Genomic DNA, 12,986 nt, shown 5'->3' with positions numbered 1-12,986 from the left:
CCGGTCCGCGCCGTAGTTCCCGGCGCATGATGGAAAGGTAGGAACATGGGTATTTTGGATAGCGCGCAGGACGTGCTGGGCCGTGGCGCGCAAGCCGCGCAAGGCGTGCTCGACAAGGGCGTCACCGTTGCCAAGGGCGCCGTTTCGGGCGTGGCCGTGGAGCAGCAGCCGTTTATGAAGGCGTTCGTGCGCCTGTGCACCGATGGCTGGGACCAGGGCTGGCACGAGCGCAACGGCGGCAACCTGACGTATCGCCTGACCGATGAGCAGGTTGGTGCGTGCCGCCCGTTCTTCTACGACAACCCCTCCAGCTGGGTGTCCATGGGCGTGCAGGCCGATAACCTGCGCGGGGCGTTCTTCGCCACCACGGGATCGGGCCGCTATATGCGCAACGTGCAGCTCGACCCTGGGGCCAACGTGGGCATCGTCGAGATAAACGACGCCGGCGACGCATGGCGCATCGTGTGGGGCCTGAAGGACGGGGGCGTTCCCACCAGCGAGTTCCCCACGCACTTCATGAACCATAGCGTCCGCGTGGCCGCCACCGACGGTGCATGCCGTGTGATCTACCATGCTCATCCGCAGAACGTCATCGCGCTGTCGTTCGTCATGCCGCTTGATGCGCGCACCATCACGCGCGCCCTGTGGAAGGCCATGACCGAGTGCATCGTGGTGTTCCCGAAGGGCGTAGGCGTCGTGCCGTGGATGGTTCCGGGCGGCTCCGAGATCGCGCAGGCCACCTGCGAGCTCATGAAAACCTACGATGCAGCCATCTGGGCGCAGCATGGGTTGTTCGTGTCCGGCCCCGATTTCGACACGGCGTTCGGCCTTATGCATACCATCGAGAAGGCCGCGGCCATCTACGCCGAGGCCCGTATGCTCAACGGCGGCAGCGACGAGTTCCGCAACGCCATCACCGACGACGGCCTGCGCGCCATCGCCCGCGATTTCAAACTCGACATCAACGAAAGCTTCCTGGACTAGCGCAGCTGCCGGCCATAGGAACAAGTGAAAGGCGAATCGATCATGGCAATGTCTCAGGAGCGCAAGGGCACCATCGCGGTGTCGTTGACGAACTTCCTGGATTCCGGGTGCATCGTGGCGTCGTCGGTGGCGCTGACGGCGTGGGCCGCCGCATTCGGTTTCGGCTCGATGTGGACCTCTATCCTGGGCGCTATCGGCGCGAACGCGTTCGGCGCCGCCATCGGCGCGCTTATCGGCGGATTTCTAACCGACAAGTACGGCCGCACCATCATCTACCGCTACAACCTGCTGGTATACGCCATCGGCGTGGCAATCGCCATGTGCGCCATGAACCTGCCCATGGTGGTGGTGGGCGTGGTGCTCTCCGGCCTGTCGGTGGGAGCGGGCGTCCCTGCTTCGTGGAGCTACATCTCCGAAACGTCCACCTCAACCAAGCGCGCCGCGAACATCGGCATCAGCCAGTTCGCATGGAGCTGCGGCCCGGCCATCATCTTCCTGCTGTCCTTGGCCCTGTCGTTTGCGCTCCCTGGTTTCGCGGCCGACGGTAAGACGTTGCTGCCCGCCGGAACCTACGGTCCCTTCGACGGCCTGCTGTCCACGCGCATCCTGTTCCTGGTGCTGCTTGTGGTAGCGCTCGTCGCATGGAATCTGCAGCGCCAGCTGCAGGAGTCCAAGGATTGGGCGGAGAAGCAGGGCGAAGCAGCTGGGCACGAGTCGTTCGGCCGCATGATGGCCAACGCGCTGAAGAACCCCGTCAACGTAAAGACCATCGTGTTCCTGGTGGCCGTGTATCTGACGTGGAACCTGGCGGCGGGTACCAACGGCCAGTTCATGCCGTACCTGTATGCCGCTGCCGGCAACCTGGATTCGGTGGGGCAGAGCCTCCTCGGCGTAGTGCAATGGGTGCTTGTGGCCGTCTGCTCGCTGGCGGTGTTCTCCAAGCTGGGCGATAAGGTGCCGCACCGCGTGCTGTTCGGCGTCTCGGCTCTGCTGGCGCTGGCCTCGTGGGTGTGCATCGCCATCTTCGGCGCGGCGCTCAACAACGGCACCACCGACTCCATGGGCTGGTGCCTGTGGGCCTACGTCATACTGTGGGGCGTTTCGGCGGGCTTCTCGGCGCAGTGCTTCTACGCGCTGTGGGGAACCGAGCTGTTCCCGACGCGCTATCGCGGCGGCGCGCAGGGCATCATGTTCTTCCTGGTGCGCGCGGCGCTCGGCATCTGGTCGCTCGTAGGCGTCGGCGCCATCATGGGCGACATCTCCACCAACCCCGCCGGGTTCTTCCCGGCGGCGCTCATCATGTGCGCGGTGCTGGTGGTGTCCCTGGTTGTCGGCGTGGCGTGGTGCCCGGACACGCAGGGCAAGACGCTCGACCAAATCACGGAAGAGCGTTACGGCAAGCTGCAGTAACGTTTTCATGCATGCCCGGGCGCACCGCCCGGGCATGCGCGTTTCGCGGCGCATGTGCGTCGGTAGGGTAGGACGTGCCCTGTGCAACCGTGCCGGAGGCGCTATCGTTTTAGGGCGCATATGCGCCCGTAGGGCAGGGGGGTCCCAGCCTCCCGCCCATCACGGCGCTGCCGCAAGCTCCGGCATGCTCGTCTCGCGACGCGTACGCGCGGTGCGCACGAGGGGCGGGAAATCCCAGGTCCGTGCGCGACTGCGTGCCCATATCCGCAACAATAACGAAAGGAAAAGGCGATGACCGTCCGCAAAACCGCCGAAGGCCGCACCATCAGCGGCTTCAAGATGAAGCTGTATCCCGGGTTTGCCGAGGAGTACGAATGCCGCCACAACGAGCTGTGGCCCGAGATGGCCGACATGCTCCACGAGTACGGCGGGCACAACTACAGCATCTTCATCGATGAGGAGACTAACATCCTGTTCGGCTACATCGAGCTCGACGATCCCGAGCGTTACGCGGAATCGGCCGAGACCGAGATCTGCCGGAAGTGGTGGGACTTCATGGCCAGCGTCATGGAGACCAACGCCGATAACTCGCCGGTAAGCGTCGACCTGCCGTGCGCGTTCCATCTGGATTAGCGCACGCCTCGGCAACATTGCCGAAATGTCGATAGAGGGAATCTCTCAAGACCACACTCCATATCAATATGTAAGCGCCCGCAACCTGGCTTGTGTGCAGGTTGTGGGCGCAAATCGTTCAGGCAGGTTTTTCTTGAAACCGCACATTCAGGCTCGTATAATATCCAGTTGCGTCTGGTGACTTATGGATACACCCGGGCGCGTGGATTGACGGAGTCGGTGCGTTCGGCCTCAAACGAGCGTGCTTGGGCAATCGCCATATCCACATCTGTAGGAAGGATCTCCGGTGCATGGTGAGGCATGCGAGCGGAAATCCAGATCGAAAGGTTTGAAATGGGAGTCAAACAGTACAGGCCGACTAGCCCCGGTCGTCGCTTCCAGACGGTTTCGGACAAGGCCGAAATCACCTGCGACAAGCCGGAAAAGTCCCTGCTTGCGCCGCTGAACAAGAAGGCGGGTCGCAACAACCACGGTCACATCACCGTCCGTCACCAGGGCGGCGGCGTGAAGCGTCGTTACCGCATCATCGACTTCAAGCGCAACAAGGACGGCGTGCCTGCAAAGGTCGCTACCATCGAGTACGACCCGAACCGCTCCGCTCGTATCGCTCTGCTGCACTACGTTGACGGCGAGAAGCGCTACATCCTTCACCCGAAGGGCCTGAAGGTCGGCGACATGATCGTCAGCGGCACCGATGTGGACATCAAGCCCGGCAACGCCATGCCGCTGTCCTGCATCCCCGTCGGTACGCTCATCCACGCTGTCGAGCTGCAGCCCGGCCGTGGCGCCGCGCTTGCCCGCTCCGCCGGCACGAGCATCCAGCTGATGGGCAAGGAAGGCAAGTACGCCATCCTGCGCATGCCCTCCTCCGAAATGCGCCGCGTGTTGCTCACCTGCCGCGCCACCATCGGCGAGGTCGGTAACGCCGAGCACTCCAACATCACGATCGGCAAGGCCGGCCGTAATCGTTGGCGTGGCATCCGCCCGACGGTTCGCGGTACCGTCATGAACCCTGTGGACCACCCCCACGGCGGTGGCGAAGGCAAGAACAAGACTTCTGGCCGTCACCCTGTCAGCCCCTGGGGCGTTCCGACCAAGGGTCATCGTACGCGCAACCCGAAGAAGGCCTCTAGCCGCCTGATCATTCGCCGTCGCAAGAAGTAGCGCTAAGCGTTAAGGAGTAATAGTGAGCAGAAGTTTGAAGAAGGGTCCTTTCGTTGAGCCTCGCCTTCTTGAGCGCATCGAGAAGATGAACGCGGCCGGCGAAAAGAACGTCATCAAGACCTGGTCCCGTGCCAGCACCATCTTCCCTGAAATGGTGGGCCACACCATCGCGGTGCATGACGGTCGCAAGCACGTGCCGGTTTACGTTACCGAGTCCATGGTCGGCCACAAGCTGGGCGAGTTCGCCCCCACGCGTACCTTCAAGGGTCACGCAGCCGACAAGAAGAAGCAATAAGAAGGGGTGAATCATGGAAGCTAAAGCAATCGCACGTACCGTGCGCATGTCGCCCCGCAAGGCACGCATCGTCGTCGACCTGATCCGTGGCAAGTCCGTTCCGGCTGCCCGTGAGATTTTGATGTTCACCAATCGCGCAGCCGCCGAGGTTGTCGAGAAGACGCTGAACTCCGCTGTGGCAAACGCTGAGTACCAGCATCATGTGCGTCCGGAGACGCTGGTCGTGAAGACCGCCTTCGTCGATGAAGGCCCCACGCTCAAGCGCATCCGTCCCCGCGCTAAGGGTTCCGCTTCGCGCATCCGCAAGCGCACCTGCCACATCACCATCATCGTCGCTCCGCGAGAGGAGGCATAAAGTCTATGGGTCAGAAGGTAAGCCCTACCGGGTTCCGCCTCGGTATCACCGAAGAGTGGCGCAGCCGTTGGTACGCCGACAAGGATTACGCCCAGAACCTGGCAAACGACTTGGCCATTAGGAAGTTCCTGGACAAGCAGCTGGCCCGTGCCGCCGTCTCCAAGGTCGAGATCGAGCGCGCAGGCGACAAGATCAAGGTCATCGTCACCACGGCTCGCCCGGGTGTCGTGATCGGCAAGAAGGGCGCCGAGATCGACGCTCTGCGTAAGAAGCTCGAGAAGGTCGCCAACGGCCCGGTCAACATCGAGGTCGTCGAGGTCAAGCGCCCTGAGCTGGATGCCAATCTCATTGCTCAGTCCGTTGCCGAGCAGCTCGAGGGCCGCGTCGCATTCCGTCGCGCCATGCGCAAGGCCGTGCAGTCCGCTCGCAAGTCCGGTGCCAAGGGCATCCGCATCCAGTGCGCCGGTCGTCTCGGCGGTGCCGAGATGAGCCGCCGCGAGTGGTACCGCGAGGGTCGCGTGCCGCTGCACACGCTGCGTGCCAAGGTTGACTACGGTTTTTGCACCGCCCGCACGCAGATGGGCGCCATCGGCGTTCAGGTGTGGGTGTACCACGGCGAGGTTCTGCCGGGCCAGAAGGCTCCGCAGCCTCAGCTCGAGGGCAGCTCTCGCCCGAACCGTTCCCGCCGCAACGACCGTAATGATAGGGGGCGCAAGTAATGCTCGTACCTAAGCGTGTTAAGCACCGCAAGGTGCAGCGCGGTTCCATGAAGGGCCGCGCAAAGGGTGGTACCCGTCTGAACCACGGCACCTGGGGCATCCAGGCCCTGGAAGCACACTGGATCACCAACCGTCAGATCGAGGCCGCTCGTATCGCCATGACCCGTTGCATGAAGCGTGGCGGTAAGGTCTGGATCACCATCTTCCCGGACAAGCCGATCACCAAGAAGCCGGCTGAGACCCGCATGGGTTCCGGTAAGGGCAACCCCGAGGCCTGGGTCGCGGTCGTCAAGCCCGGTCGCATCATGTTCGAGATCGACGGCGTCGACGAGGCCACGGCCAAAGAGGCGCTCCGCCTTGCAATCAACAAGTTGCCCATCAAGTGCAAGATTGTGACCAAGGAAACGGAAGGGCAGGAGTAAATGAAAGCAGCAGAGATTCGTGAGCTGTCTGCCGACGATCTGCAGGCCAAACTCAAGGAAGCACGCGCTGAGCTTTTCAACCTGCGCTTCCAGATGGCAACGAGCCAGCTTGACAACACCGCACGCGTGAAGCAGGTCAAGAAGGACATCGCTCGCATCCAGACCGAGATGCGCGCCCGTGAGCTGAGCGCATAAAGGAAGGTTTGATAACATGAGCGAAGAGCGTAATACGCGTAAGGTCCGCCAGGGCGTCGTGGTCAGCGCCGCTAACGACAAGACGATCGTCGTCTCCGTCGCCGAGCGCAAGCCGCATCCGGTGTACAAGAAGATGATGACGACCACCAAGAAGTTCCACGCGCATGACGAGAACAACGAGGCTGGCGTCGGCGATACCGTCACCATCATGGAGACCCGTCCGCTGTCCAAGATGAAGCGCTGGCGTCTGGTGGAGATCAACGAAAAGGCGAAATAGCCCTTTCCTCTTATCCCATCAGATTACCGATTGAAAGATAGGTTGAAGCAATGATTCAGATGCAAACCATGCTCGCGGTCGCCGACAACTCCGGCGCTCGCAAGGTGCAGTGCATCAAGGTCCTGGGCGGCTCCAAGCGCCGTTACGCGGGCCTGGGCGACGTGATCATCTGCAGCGTCAAAGAGGCTATGCCCAATGGTGCTGTCAAAAAGGGTGACGTCGTGCGCTGCGTCGTTGTGCGCGTGAAGAAGGAAGTTCGTCGCGCTGACGGCAGCTACATCAAGTTCGACCAGAACGCCGCCGTCCTGATCGACGCCAACGGTGCGCCGCGCGGCACGCGTATCTTCGGGCCCGTCGCCCGCGAGCTGCGCGAGAAGAAGTACATGAAGATCGTGTCCTTGGCACCTGAGACGCTGTAAAGGGGGTTATTCGCAATGAACAGCATGAACATCAAGAAGGGCGACACCGTCCGCGTTCTGTCCGGCAAGGACAAGGGCAAGGAGGGCCAGGTCGTTCGTTCTCTCCCCAGCAAGCAGCGCGTGGTCGTCGAGAAGGTGAACATGGTCAAGAAGGCCATGCGCCCCACTCAGCAGAACCCGCAGGGCGGCATCATGTCCGTCGAGGCTTCCATCCATGTCTCCAACGTCATGGTCGTCTGCCCCGAGTGCAAGCAGCCCACCCGCGTGTCCCACCGCGTGAACGAGGCCGGCAAGAAGGTCCGCGTTTGCAAGAAGTGCGGCAAGGACATCGATAAATAGTTTTGTTGAAGGCGGCCCGCCTTTGCGCGGGCCGCGTTTAGAATATGACCCTGGCCATATAAGACCAGGGACGCAGGGTCGGAAATCCTGCGTTTAATTCATCGAAAGGAAATCGCATGACTGCTCCTCGTCTCAAAGAGAAGTACAAGAACGAGATCGTCGCTAAGCTTGAAAGCGAGCTGGGCATCGACAACATCAACAATGTTCCGCGTCTCGAGAAGATCGTCGTGAACATGGGCGTCGGCGCCGCTGCTTCCGACCACAAGCTGCTTGATGCTGCCATGAACGACATGCGCATCATCACCGGTCAGCAGCCCTGCATCACCCGTGCCAAGAAGTCCATCGCAGGCTTCCATGTGCGCGAGGGTCAGGCTATCGGCTGCAAGGTCACCCTGCGTGGCGACCGCATGTGGGAGTTCCTGGATCGTCTGCTGGCCGCCGCTCTGCCGCGCGTCCGCGACTTCCGCGGTATCTCCCCGACCAGCTTCGACGGTCGCGGCAACTACACGCTCGGCATCACCGAGCAGCTGATCTTCCCCGAGATCGAGTACGATAAGGTCGACCGCACCCGTGGTATGGACATCACGTTCGTGACCACTGCCGGCAACAACGAGAACGCTTTCGCGCTGCTTTCCGCGCTGGGCTTCCCGTTCAAGGACCGCGACTAACCCTTTTGTTTGACCGTAAGGATGGCCGGCCAGGTCATCCTGCAGGCAGTTTAAAGCCCGCCTTCCCGGCGGGCTTGGAAACAAGAAAGAAGGATTTGCATGGCAAAGAAATCGATGATCGCCAAGAGCGAGCGCGAGCCGAAGTTCTCCACGCGCCAGCACAATCGCTGCACGCGTTGCGGGCGTCCGCGCGCTTACTACCGTAAGTTCGGCCTGTGCCGCGTGTGCCTGCGCGAGCTGGCCAACAAAGGCGAGCTGCCCGGCGTGACCAAGGCTTCCTGGTAGGCCCAAACACAAGGTACGTACGGGTGTGCCACGGTTCAGGCGGGGGTGCTAAGGGCGCCTATCCGAACCGAACCGATCGGCTCATCACGAACCAAAGGAGAAACTTACTATGACCATGACTGACCCTATCGCAGATATGCTTACGCGCGTGCGTAACGCTAACTCTGCCGGCAAGGCTACGGTCTCCATGCCCTCCAGCAAGAAGCTGGTCGAGATCGCCCGCATCATGCAGGAAGAGGGCTATGTGGCCGGCTACGAGGTTGTCGAAGGCGAGCCTCGTGCCACGCTCGAAATCACGCTGAAGTATGGCGAGAAGAAGGCCAAGACCATCCGCGGCATCCGCCGCATCTCCAAGCCGGGTCTGCGCATTTACGCCGGCAAGGACGAGCTGCCCCGCGTTCTGGGCGGCCTCGGCACTGCAATCGTCTCCACGTCCAACGGCGTGATGACCGACCGCGACGCCCGCAAGAAGGGCATCGGCGGCGAGGTTATCGCGTACATCTGGTAGGAAAGGAAGGGATAGGTTTATGTCTCGTATCGGCAAGCAGCCCGTTACCGTTCCTGCCGGCGTCGACGTGAAGATCGACGGCCACATCGTGACGGTCAAGGGCCCCAAGGGCGAGCTCACTCGCGAGTTCAACCCCATGATGACCATCAGCCAGGAAGGCGATGAGGTCATCGTCTCCCGTCCTGACGACTCCCGTGAGGCCAGGAGCCTGCACGGCCTTACCCGCACCCTCATCCACAACATGGTCGAGGGCGTTTCCACCGGCTACCAGAAGAAGCTGCAGTTGGTCGGCGTCGGCTATCGTGCCGCGCTGAAGGGCAAGGACCTGGAGATGCAGCTGGGCTTCTCGCACCCCGTGCTCATGGAGTGCCCCAAGAACATCACGTTCGAGGTTCCCAGCCAGACCGAGATCGTCGTCTCCGGCATCAGCAAGGAGCAGGTCGGCCAGGTGGCCGCGAACGTCCGCGCATGGCGCAAGCCTGAGCCTTATAAGGGCAAGGGCATCCGCTATGAGGGCGAGCATGTCCGCCGCAAGGTCGGCAAGGCTGGCAAGGACTAAGCGCGCAAGCGTAACTGAACGAAGGGATTACCATGAATAAGCTTCAGAAAAAGCAAGCTGCGCTGGCCCGTCGCCATCGTCGCGTGCGCGGTAAGATCTCCGGCACGCCGGAGCGTCCCCGTCTTTGCGTGACGCGCAGCAACAACAACATCTACGTGCAGTTCGTCGACGACGTTGCGGGCAAGACCCTGTGCGGCGTTTCCACCCTGGGCCCTGATTTCAAGGCCACGGGCAAGAACGGCGCTAACGTCGAGGGCGCTACCGCTCTCGGTGAGATCGCAGGCAAGAAGGCTCAGGAATGCGGCATCACGGAAGTCGTTTTCGATCGTGGTGGCAACCTGTACCATGGGCGCGTCAAGGCTCTGGCCGACGCCGCTCGTGAAGCCGGTCTGAAATTCTAGAAGGGGTTTAGTCTATGGCTCGCAACAAGCAAGAGAACGCCGCAGCTCCCGAGCTCGAAGAGCGCGTCGTTTATATCAACCGCGTGTCCAAGGTCGTCAAGGGTGGTCGCCGCTTCGGTCTGACCGCGCTGGTGGTCGTGGGCGACCGCAACGGCCACGTTGGCATCGGCATGGGCAAGTCCCAGGAAGTGCCTACGGCCATTAAGAAGGGCGTGGAGGACGCAAAGAAGAACATGTTCTCCGTGCCGCTAACCGACGAGAAGACGCTGCCGCATGAGATCATCGGCGAGTTCGGTGCCGGTCGCGTCCTCATCAAGCCTGCTGTTCCCGGTACCGGCGTTATCGCCGGCGGCGCTGCTCGCGCCGTCCTGGAGCTGTCCGGTGTGGAGAACGTCCTGTGCAAGTCTCTGGGCACCGACAACGTCATGAACGTCGTCAAGGCCACGGCCGAGGGTCTGAAGGAAATGCAGTCCCCCGAGTCCGTCGCCGAGCGTCGTGGCATTTCCGTTGCCAAGATCTACGGCTGGAAGGAGTAAACCCATGTCCGACGCTAAGAAGACGCTGCGTCTTACGCAGGTGAAGAGCTCCATCGGTTACAAGAAGGATCAGGCTGCAACGCTGAAGGCCCTGGGGCTCGGCAAGATCGGCCGTTCCATCGACCAGGTCGACAATGCCAACATCCGCGGCATGATCTTCAAGGTGAAGCATCTCATCAAGGTGGAGGAGCTGTAAAGTTCCCAATCGCCACCTTGGCATACTTACCCGTCTAGGGTAGAATTCTCGATTGGCGTGTCGGTTTTCGGCGCGCCAATCGGCTGTATTGGAAGTTTGCTGGCGGCGAGCTGCCAGCACCGGGCGGGAGCCCGGTAAGCTATCTGCAAGGAGAAAAGAATGGAACTCAAGGACCTCAAGCCCGCAGAGGGCTCTCGTAAGAACCGCAAGCGCGTCGGCCGCGGCCACGCTGCCGGCCAGGGCAAGACCGCCGGTCGCGGTATGAACGGCCAGAAGTCCCGCTCCGGTGGCGGCAAGGGCGCCGGCTTCGAGGGCGGCCAGACTCCGCTGGCCCGTCGTCTGCCGAAGCTGCCCGGCTTCCGCAACATCAACCGCGTCGAGTACCTGCCCGTCAACGTCTCCCGTCTCGAGGAGAAGTTCGAGGCCGGCGACGTCGTCGACGGTGCTTCCCTGAAGGCCAAGGGCATCATCAAGCATGAGGACGCCCTGGTGAAGGTTCTCGGCGATGGCGACATCACCAAGGCCCTGACTATCAAGGTCGATAAGGTTTCTGCCTCCGCCAAGGCGAAGATCGAGGCAGCTGGCGGAAAGGTCGAAGAGCCTTGCTAAGCTCTATCATCGACGCGTTCAAGGTTCCCGAGCTGCGCAAGAAAATCTTGTTCACGCTGGGCATCCTTGCGCTCTATCGATTCGGTTCCTACGTGCCGGTTCCGGGCATCCCGTTCCACGAGTTCGCTCACTCGTTCCAGGATTCGGGCGTGTCCATGACCATGCTGGACTTGTTCACCGGCGGTGCGCTTTCGAACTTCTCGGTATTCTCGCTGGGCATCATGCCCTACATCACGGCATCCATCATCATGCAGCTGATGCAGGGCGTTATCCCGGCTGTTGGCCGATGGGCGAAGGAAGGCGAGACCGGTAGGCGTCGCATCACCCAGGTTACGCGTTACCTGACGCTGGCCTTGGGCCTGATCAACGCCATCGGCTACTTGCTGCTGTTCAAGTCCCCGCAGTACGGCGTGGTGTTCTCTTCCGAGGTCCCCGAGATCGTCACCGATATCCTGGTGGTGTTCACGTTGGTGGCCGGTACCGCGTTCATCATGTGGATGGGCGAGCTCATCACGCAGCGCGGCGTCGGCAACGGCATGTCGCTCATCATCTTCGTGAGCATCGTCAGCCGTGTGCCTTCGGCCATCTTCTCTTCGGTGAACTTGACCACCGATACCGGCATGGGCATTGCCATCACGGTGCTCATCCTGGCAGTGGTGCTCGTGTGCATCCCCGCGATCATCTTCGTGGAGCGTGCGCAGCGCCGTATCCCGGTGAACTACGCCAAGCGCGTGCAGGGTCGTAAGATGATGGGCGGTCAGTCCACCTACATTCCCTTGAAGGTGAATGCGGCGGGCGTCATCCCGATCATCTTCGCAAGCTGCCTGATCTACTTCCCGGCTCAGCTTGCTGCTCTGTTCAACGTGGGTTGGTTGACGGCATTCGCCGATGCCATCTCCACGGGTTGGGTGAACTGGATTCTCACCATCGCGCTCATCGTCTTCTTCGCGTATTTCTACACCTCCATGGTGTTCAATCCCGAGGAGACGGCGGACAACCTGCGCAAGCAAGGCGGCTTCATTCCCGGTGTGCGTCCCGGTTCCGCTACCGTGACCTACATCAAGAACGTGCTGCATCGCGTCACGCTTCCGGGCGGTATCTTCATCGCGGTCATCGCGGTCGTGCCGACCATTATCTTCTACTTCACCGGCAACACGCTTATCCAGGCGTTCGGTGGTACTTCCATCCTCATCATGATCGGCGTTGCGCTCGATACCATGAGCAAGGTTGAAAGCCAGTTGAAGATGCATAACTACGAGGGATTCTTCAAGTAGGGAAACCTTGCAGTTACCGATAGGGAGGGCCTTCGGGCCCTCCCTTTTTTGTTATGATGGAGAAGCATTATCTGCATATCTCGAAAGGATTGCTTCACCATGAACATCGTGTTGCTGGGCGCCCCGGGCGCCGGTAAGGGCACGCAGGCTGCCAAGCTGGTCGAGGATTGCGGCCTGTGCCATATCTCCACGGGCGACATCCTTCGCGCTGCCGTTAAGAATCAGACCCCCCTGGGCGTTAAGGCCAAGGGCTTCATGGACGCTGGCGAGCTGGTTCCCGATGAACTGATCATCGACCTCATGAAGGAGCGCATCGAGCAGCCTGACACCGAGAAGGGCGTCATCCTGGACGGCTTCCCGCGTACCACCACGCAGGCTGTGGCTCTTGATACCATGCTGGCCGAGCTGAAGCGTCCGCTGAACGCCGCTCTGCTCATCGATGTCGACTTCGAGGTCATCGTCAAGCGCCTGACTTCTCGTCGCATGTGCAAGGAGTGCGGCCACATCGGCTCCGTTGCCGATGCCGCTTGCCCCGCATGCGGTGGCGAGATGTATCAGCGCGACGACGACAACGAGGCCACGGTGCGCAATCGTCTTGATGTCTACGAGAAGTCCACGGCTCCGCTGATCGACTACTATCGTGGCTGCGATTTGCTTGTGTCCATCGACGGCGACCGCGACGTCGACGTCGTTTACGCTGATGTGAAGCAGGCTCTGGGTCTGTAGCATCTACCGTAA

Annotated in this window: 22 protein-coding genes; all 22 read left to right on the top strand. The window is 61.3% G+C overall.

From position 1 onward, the window contains the following. Positions 1–45 precede the first annotated feature (45 nt). The 22 genes from rhaD to DW178_RS02840 all read left to right on the top strand — a co-directional run bounded on the left by rhaD (position 46) and on the right by DW178_RS02840 (position 12,974). Positions 46–984 carry a rhamnulose-1-phosphate aldolase gene (rhaD, locus tag DW178_RS02945; RefSeq protein ID WP_118349613.1) on the top strand — a complete coding sequence of 313 codons (939 nt, stop codon included), beginning with the start codon at positions 46–48 and terminating at the stop codon, positions 982–984. Between the two features lie 42 nt (positions 985–1,026). After that, positions 1,027–2,394: an MFS transporter gene (locus tag DW178_RS02940; protein ID WP_118349628.1), complete on the top strand. Its 1,368-nt coding sequence runs from the start codon at positions 1,027–1,029 to the stop codon at positions 2,392–2,394. Positions 2,395–2,685: 291 nt separating this feature from the next. Then, positions 2,686–3,027, top strand: coding sequence for an L-rhamnose mutarotase (gene rhaM / locus DW178_RS02935; RefSeq protein WP_118349612.1), 342 nt, complete (start codon positions 2,686–2,688; stop codon positions 3,025–3,027). A gap of 333 nt (positions 3,028–3,360) precedes the next feature. After that, positions 3,361–4,191, top strand: a complete 831-nt coding sequence (rplB, locus tag DW178_RS02930; RefSeq protein WP_042433633.1) for a 50S ribosomal protein L2 — start codon at positions 3,361–3,363, stop codon at positions 4,189–4,191. Between the two features lie 22 nt (positions 4,192–4,213). Continuing rightward, on the top strand, positions 4,214–4,486 hold the full coding sequence (rpsS, locus tag DW178_RS02925; protein WP_118349611.1) for a 30S ribosomal protein S19: 273 nt from the start codon (positions 4,214–4,216) through the stop codon (positions 4,484–4,486). Between the two features lie 13 nt (positions 4,487–4,499). After that, positions 4,500–4,841 carry a 50S ribosomal protein L22 gene (gene rplV, locus DW178_RS02920; protein ID WP_042432872.1) on the top strand — a complete coding sequence of 114 codons (342 nt, stop codon included), beginning with the start codon at positions 4,500–4,502 and terminating at the stop codon, positions 4,839–4,841. A gap of 5 nt (positions 4,842–4,846) precedes the next feature. Continuing rightward, complete coding sequence (rpsC, locus tag DW178_RS02915; protein WP_042432875.1) at positions 4,847–5,560, top strand: 30S ribosomal protein S3; 714 nt, start codon at positions 4,847–4,849, stop codon at positions 5,558–5,560. Next, positions 5,560–5,982, top strand: coding sequence for a 50S ribosomal protein L16 (rplP, locus tag DW178_RS02910; protein ID WP_042432877.1), 423 nt, complete (start codon positions 5,560–5,562; stop codon positions 5,980–5,982). Before rpsC ends, rplP begins: the two co-directional genes overlap by 1 nt. Beyond that, a complete protein-coding gene (gene rpmC, locus DW178_RS02905) occupies positions 5,983–6,177 on the top strand; it encodes a 50S ribosomal protein L29 (protein WP_009306348.1) in 195 nt (64 codons plus the stop codon). Positions 6,178–6,193: 16 nt separating this feature from the next. Beyond that, positions 6,194–6,454, top strand: coding sequence for a 30S ribosomal protein S17 (rpsQ, locus tag DW178_RS02900; RefSeq protein ID WP_042432881.1), 261 nt, complete (start codon positions 6,194–6,196; stop codon positions 6,452–6,454). Between the two features lie 50 nt (positions 6,455–6,504). After that, on the top strand, positions 6,505–6,873 hold the full coding sequence (rplN, locus tag DW178_RS02895; protein WP_042432884.1) for a 50S ribosomal protein L14: 369 nt from the start codon (positions 6,505–6,507) through the stop codon (positions 6,871–6,873). A 15-nt stretch (positions 6,874–6,888) separates the two neighbouring features. After that, positions 6,889–7,212 (top strand): 50S ribosomal protein L24, encoded by a 324-nt coding sequence (gene rplX / locus DW178_RS02890; RefSeq protein WP_118349610.1) that lies wholly within the window; start codon positions 6,889–6,891, stop codon positions 7,210–7,212. A 116-nt stretch (positions 7,213–7,328) separates the two neighbouring features. After that, entirely contained in the window at positions 7,329–7,880 is a 552-nt protein-coding gene (gene rplE / locus DW178_RS02885; protein ID WP_118349609.1) for a 50S ribosomal protein L5, read from the top strand. A 99-nt stretch (positions 7,881–7,979) separates the two neighbouring features. Continuing rightward, positions 7,980–8,165 carry a type Z 30S ribosomal protein S14 gene (locus DW178_RS02880; protein WP_042432893.1) on the top strand — a complete coding sequence of 62 codons (186 nt, stop codon included), beginning with the start codon at positions 7,980–7,982 and terminating at the stop codon, positions 8,163–8,165. 109 nt (positions 8,166–8,274) lie between these two features. After that, positions 8,275–8,673 carry a 30S ribosomal protein S8 gene (gene rpsH / locus DW178_RS02875; RefSeq protein WP_042432896.1) on the top strand — a complete coding sequence of 133 codons (399 nt, stop codon included), beginning with the start codon at positions 8,275–8,277 and terminating at the stop codon, positions 8,671–8,673. 19 nt (positions 8,674–8,692) lie between these two features. Beyond that, a complete protein-coding gene (gene rplF / locus DW178_RS02870; protein ID WP_118349608.1) occupies positions 8,693–9,232 on the top strand; it encodes a 50S ribosomal protein L6 in 540 nt (179 codons plus the stop codon). Between the two features lie 32 nt (positions 9,233–9,264). Further along, positions 9,265–9,633, top strand: a complete 369-nt coding sequence (rplR, locus tag DW178_RS02865) for a 50S ribosomal protein L18 (protein WP_042432903.1) — start codon at positions 9,265–9,267, stop codon at positions 9,631–9,633. A 14-nt stretch (positions 9,634–9,647) separates the two neighbouring features. Next, the gene (gene rpsE, locus DW178_RS02860) at positions 9,648–10,169 is read left to right on the top strand and encodes a 30S ribosomal protein S5 (RefSeq protein WP_042432906.1); all 522 of its coding nucleotides are present in this window, start codon (positions 9,648–9,650) and stop codon (positions 10,167–10,169) included. Between the two features lie 4 nt (positions 10,170–10,173). Continuing rightward, entirely contained in the window at positions 10,174–10,365 is a 192-nt protein-coding gene (gene rpmD / locus DW178_RS02855; RefSeq protein ID WP_042432910.1) for a 50S ribosomal protein L30, read from the top strand. A 159-nt stretch (positions 10,366–10,524) separates the two neighbouring features. Continuing rightward, positions 10,525–10,974: a 50S ribosomal protein L15 gene (rplO, locus tag DW178_RS02850; protein WP_118349607.1), complete on the top strand. Its 450-nt coding sequence runs from the start codon at positions 10,525–10,527 to the stop codon at positions 10,972–10,974. After that, positions 10,968–12,248: a preprotein translocase subunit SecY gene (secY, locus tag DW178_RS02845; RefSeq protein ID WP_118349606.1), complete on the top strand. Its 1,281-nt coding sequence runs from the start codon at positions 10,968–10,970 to the stop codon at positions 12,246–12,248. Before rplO ends, secY begins: the two co-directional genes overlap by 7 nt. A gap of 99 nt (positions 12,249–12,347) precedes the next feature. Then, entirely contained in the window at positions 12,348–12,974 is a 627-nt protein-coding gene (locus DW178_RS02840; RefSeq protein ID WP_118349605.1) for an adenylate kinase, read from the top strand. Positions 12,975–12,986 lie beyond the last annotated feature (12 nt).

This window comes from Eggerthella sp. AM16-19 (assembly GCF_003474385.1).
Classification (GTDB): Bacteria; Actinomycetota; Coriobacteriia; order Coriobacteriales; family Eggerthellaceae; genus Senegalimassilia.
Note: the sequence above shows the minus strand (reverse complement) of the source record. Positions and strands in the feature narration are given on the sequence as shown.

What these genes read in the sequence shown, in the direction of transcription:
- rplB (WP_042433633.1), top strand. Translation starts at nt 3,361, where the DNA reads ATGGGAGTCAAACAGTACAGGCCGACTAGCCCCGGTCGTCGCTTCCAG.
- rhaD (WP_118349613.1), top strand. Translation starts at nt 46, where the DNA reads ATGGGTATTTTGGATAGCGCGCAGGACGTGCTGGGCCGTGGCGCGCAA.
- rplP (WP_042432877.1), top strand. Translation starts at nt 5,560, where the DNA reads ATGCTCGTACCTAAGCGTGTTAAGCACCGCAAGGTGCAGCGCGGTTCC.
- DW178_RS02940 (WP_118349628.1), top strand. Translation starts at nt 1,027, where the DNA reads ATGGCAATGTCTCAGGAGCGCAAGGGCACCATCGCGGTGTCGTTGACG.
- rplN (WP_042432884.1), top strand. Translation starts at nt 6,505, where the DNA reads ATGATTCAGATGCAAACCATGCTCGCGGTCGCCGACAACTCCGGCGCT.
- rplF (WP_118349608.1), top strand. Translation starts at nt 8,693, where the DNA reads ATGTCTCGTATCGGCAAGCAGCCCGTTACCGTTCCTGCCGGCGTCGAC.
- rpsH (WP_042432896.1), top strand. Translation starts at nt 8,275, where the DNA reads ATGACCATGACTGACCCTATCGCAGATATGCTTACGCGCGTGCGTAAC.
- rpmC (WP_009306348.1), top strand. Translation starts at nt 5,983, where the DNA reads ATGAAAGCAGCAGAGATTCGTGAGCTGTCTGCCGACGATCTGCAGGCC.
- rplR (WP_042432903.1), top strand. Translation starts at nt 9,265, where the DNA reads ATGAATAAGCTTCAGAAAAAGCAAGCTGCGCTGGCCCGTCGCCATCGT.
- DW178_RS02840 (WP_118349605.1), top strand. Translation starts at nt 12,348, where the DNA reads ATGAACATCGTGTTGCTGGGCGCCCCGGGCGCCGGTAAGGGCACGCAG.
- DW178_RS02880 (WP_042432893.1), top strand. Translation starts at nt 7,980, where the DNA reads ATGGCAAAGAAATCGATGATCGCCAAGAGCGAGCGCGAGCCGAAGTTC.
- rpmD (WP_042432910.1), top strand. Translation starts at nt 10,174, where the DNA reads ATGTCCGACGCTAAGAAGACGCTGCGTCTTACGCAGGTGAAGAGCTCC.
- rhaM (WP_118349612.1), top strand. Translation starts at nt 2,686, where the DNA reads ATGACCGTCCGCAAAACCGCCGAAGGCCGCACCATCAGCGGCTTCAAG.
- rplV (WP_042432872.1), top strand. Translation starts at nt 4,500, where the DNA reads ATGGAAGCTAAAGCAATCGCACGTACCGTGCGCATGTCGCCCCGCAAG.
- rpsE (WP_042432906.1), top strand. Translation starts at nt 9,648, where the DNA reads ATGGCTCGCAACAAGCAAGAGAACGCCGCAGCTCCCGAGCTCGAAGAG.
- rplX (WP_118349610.1), top strand. Translation starts at nt 6,889, where the DNA reads ATGAACAGCATGAACATCAAGAAGGGCGACACCGTCCGCGTTCTGTCC.
- rplO (WP_118349607.1), top strand. Translation starts at nt 10,525, where the DNA reads ATGGAACTCAAGGACCTCAAGCCCGCAGAGGGCTCTCGTAAGAACCGC.
- rpsC (WP_042432875.1), top strand. Translation starts at nt 4,847, where the DNA reads ATGGGTCAGAAGGTAAGCCCTACCGGGTTCCGCCTCGGTATCACCGAA.
- rplE (WP_118349609.1), top strand. Translation starts at nt 7,329, where the DNA reads ATGACTGCTCCTCGTCTCAAAGAGAAGTACAAGAACGAGATCGTCGCT.
- rpsQ (WP_042432881.1), top strand. Translation starts at nt 6,194, where the DNA reads ATGAGCGAAGAGCGTAATACGCGTAAGGTCCGCCAGGGCGTCGTGGTC.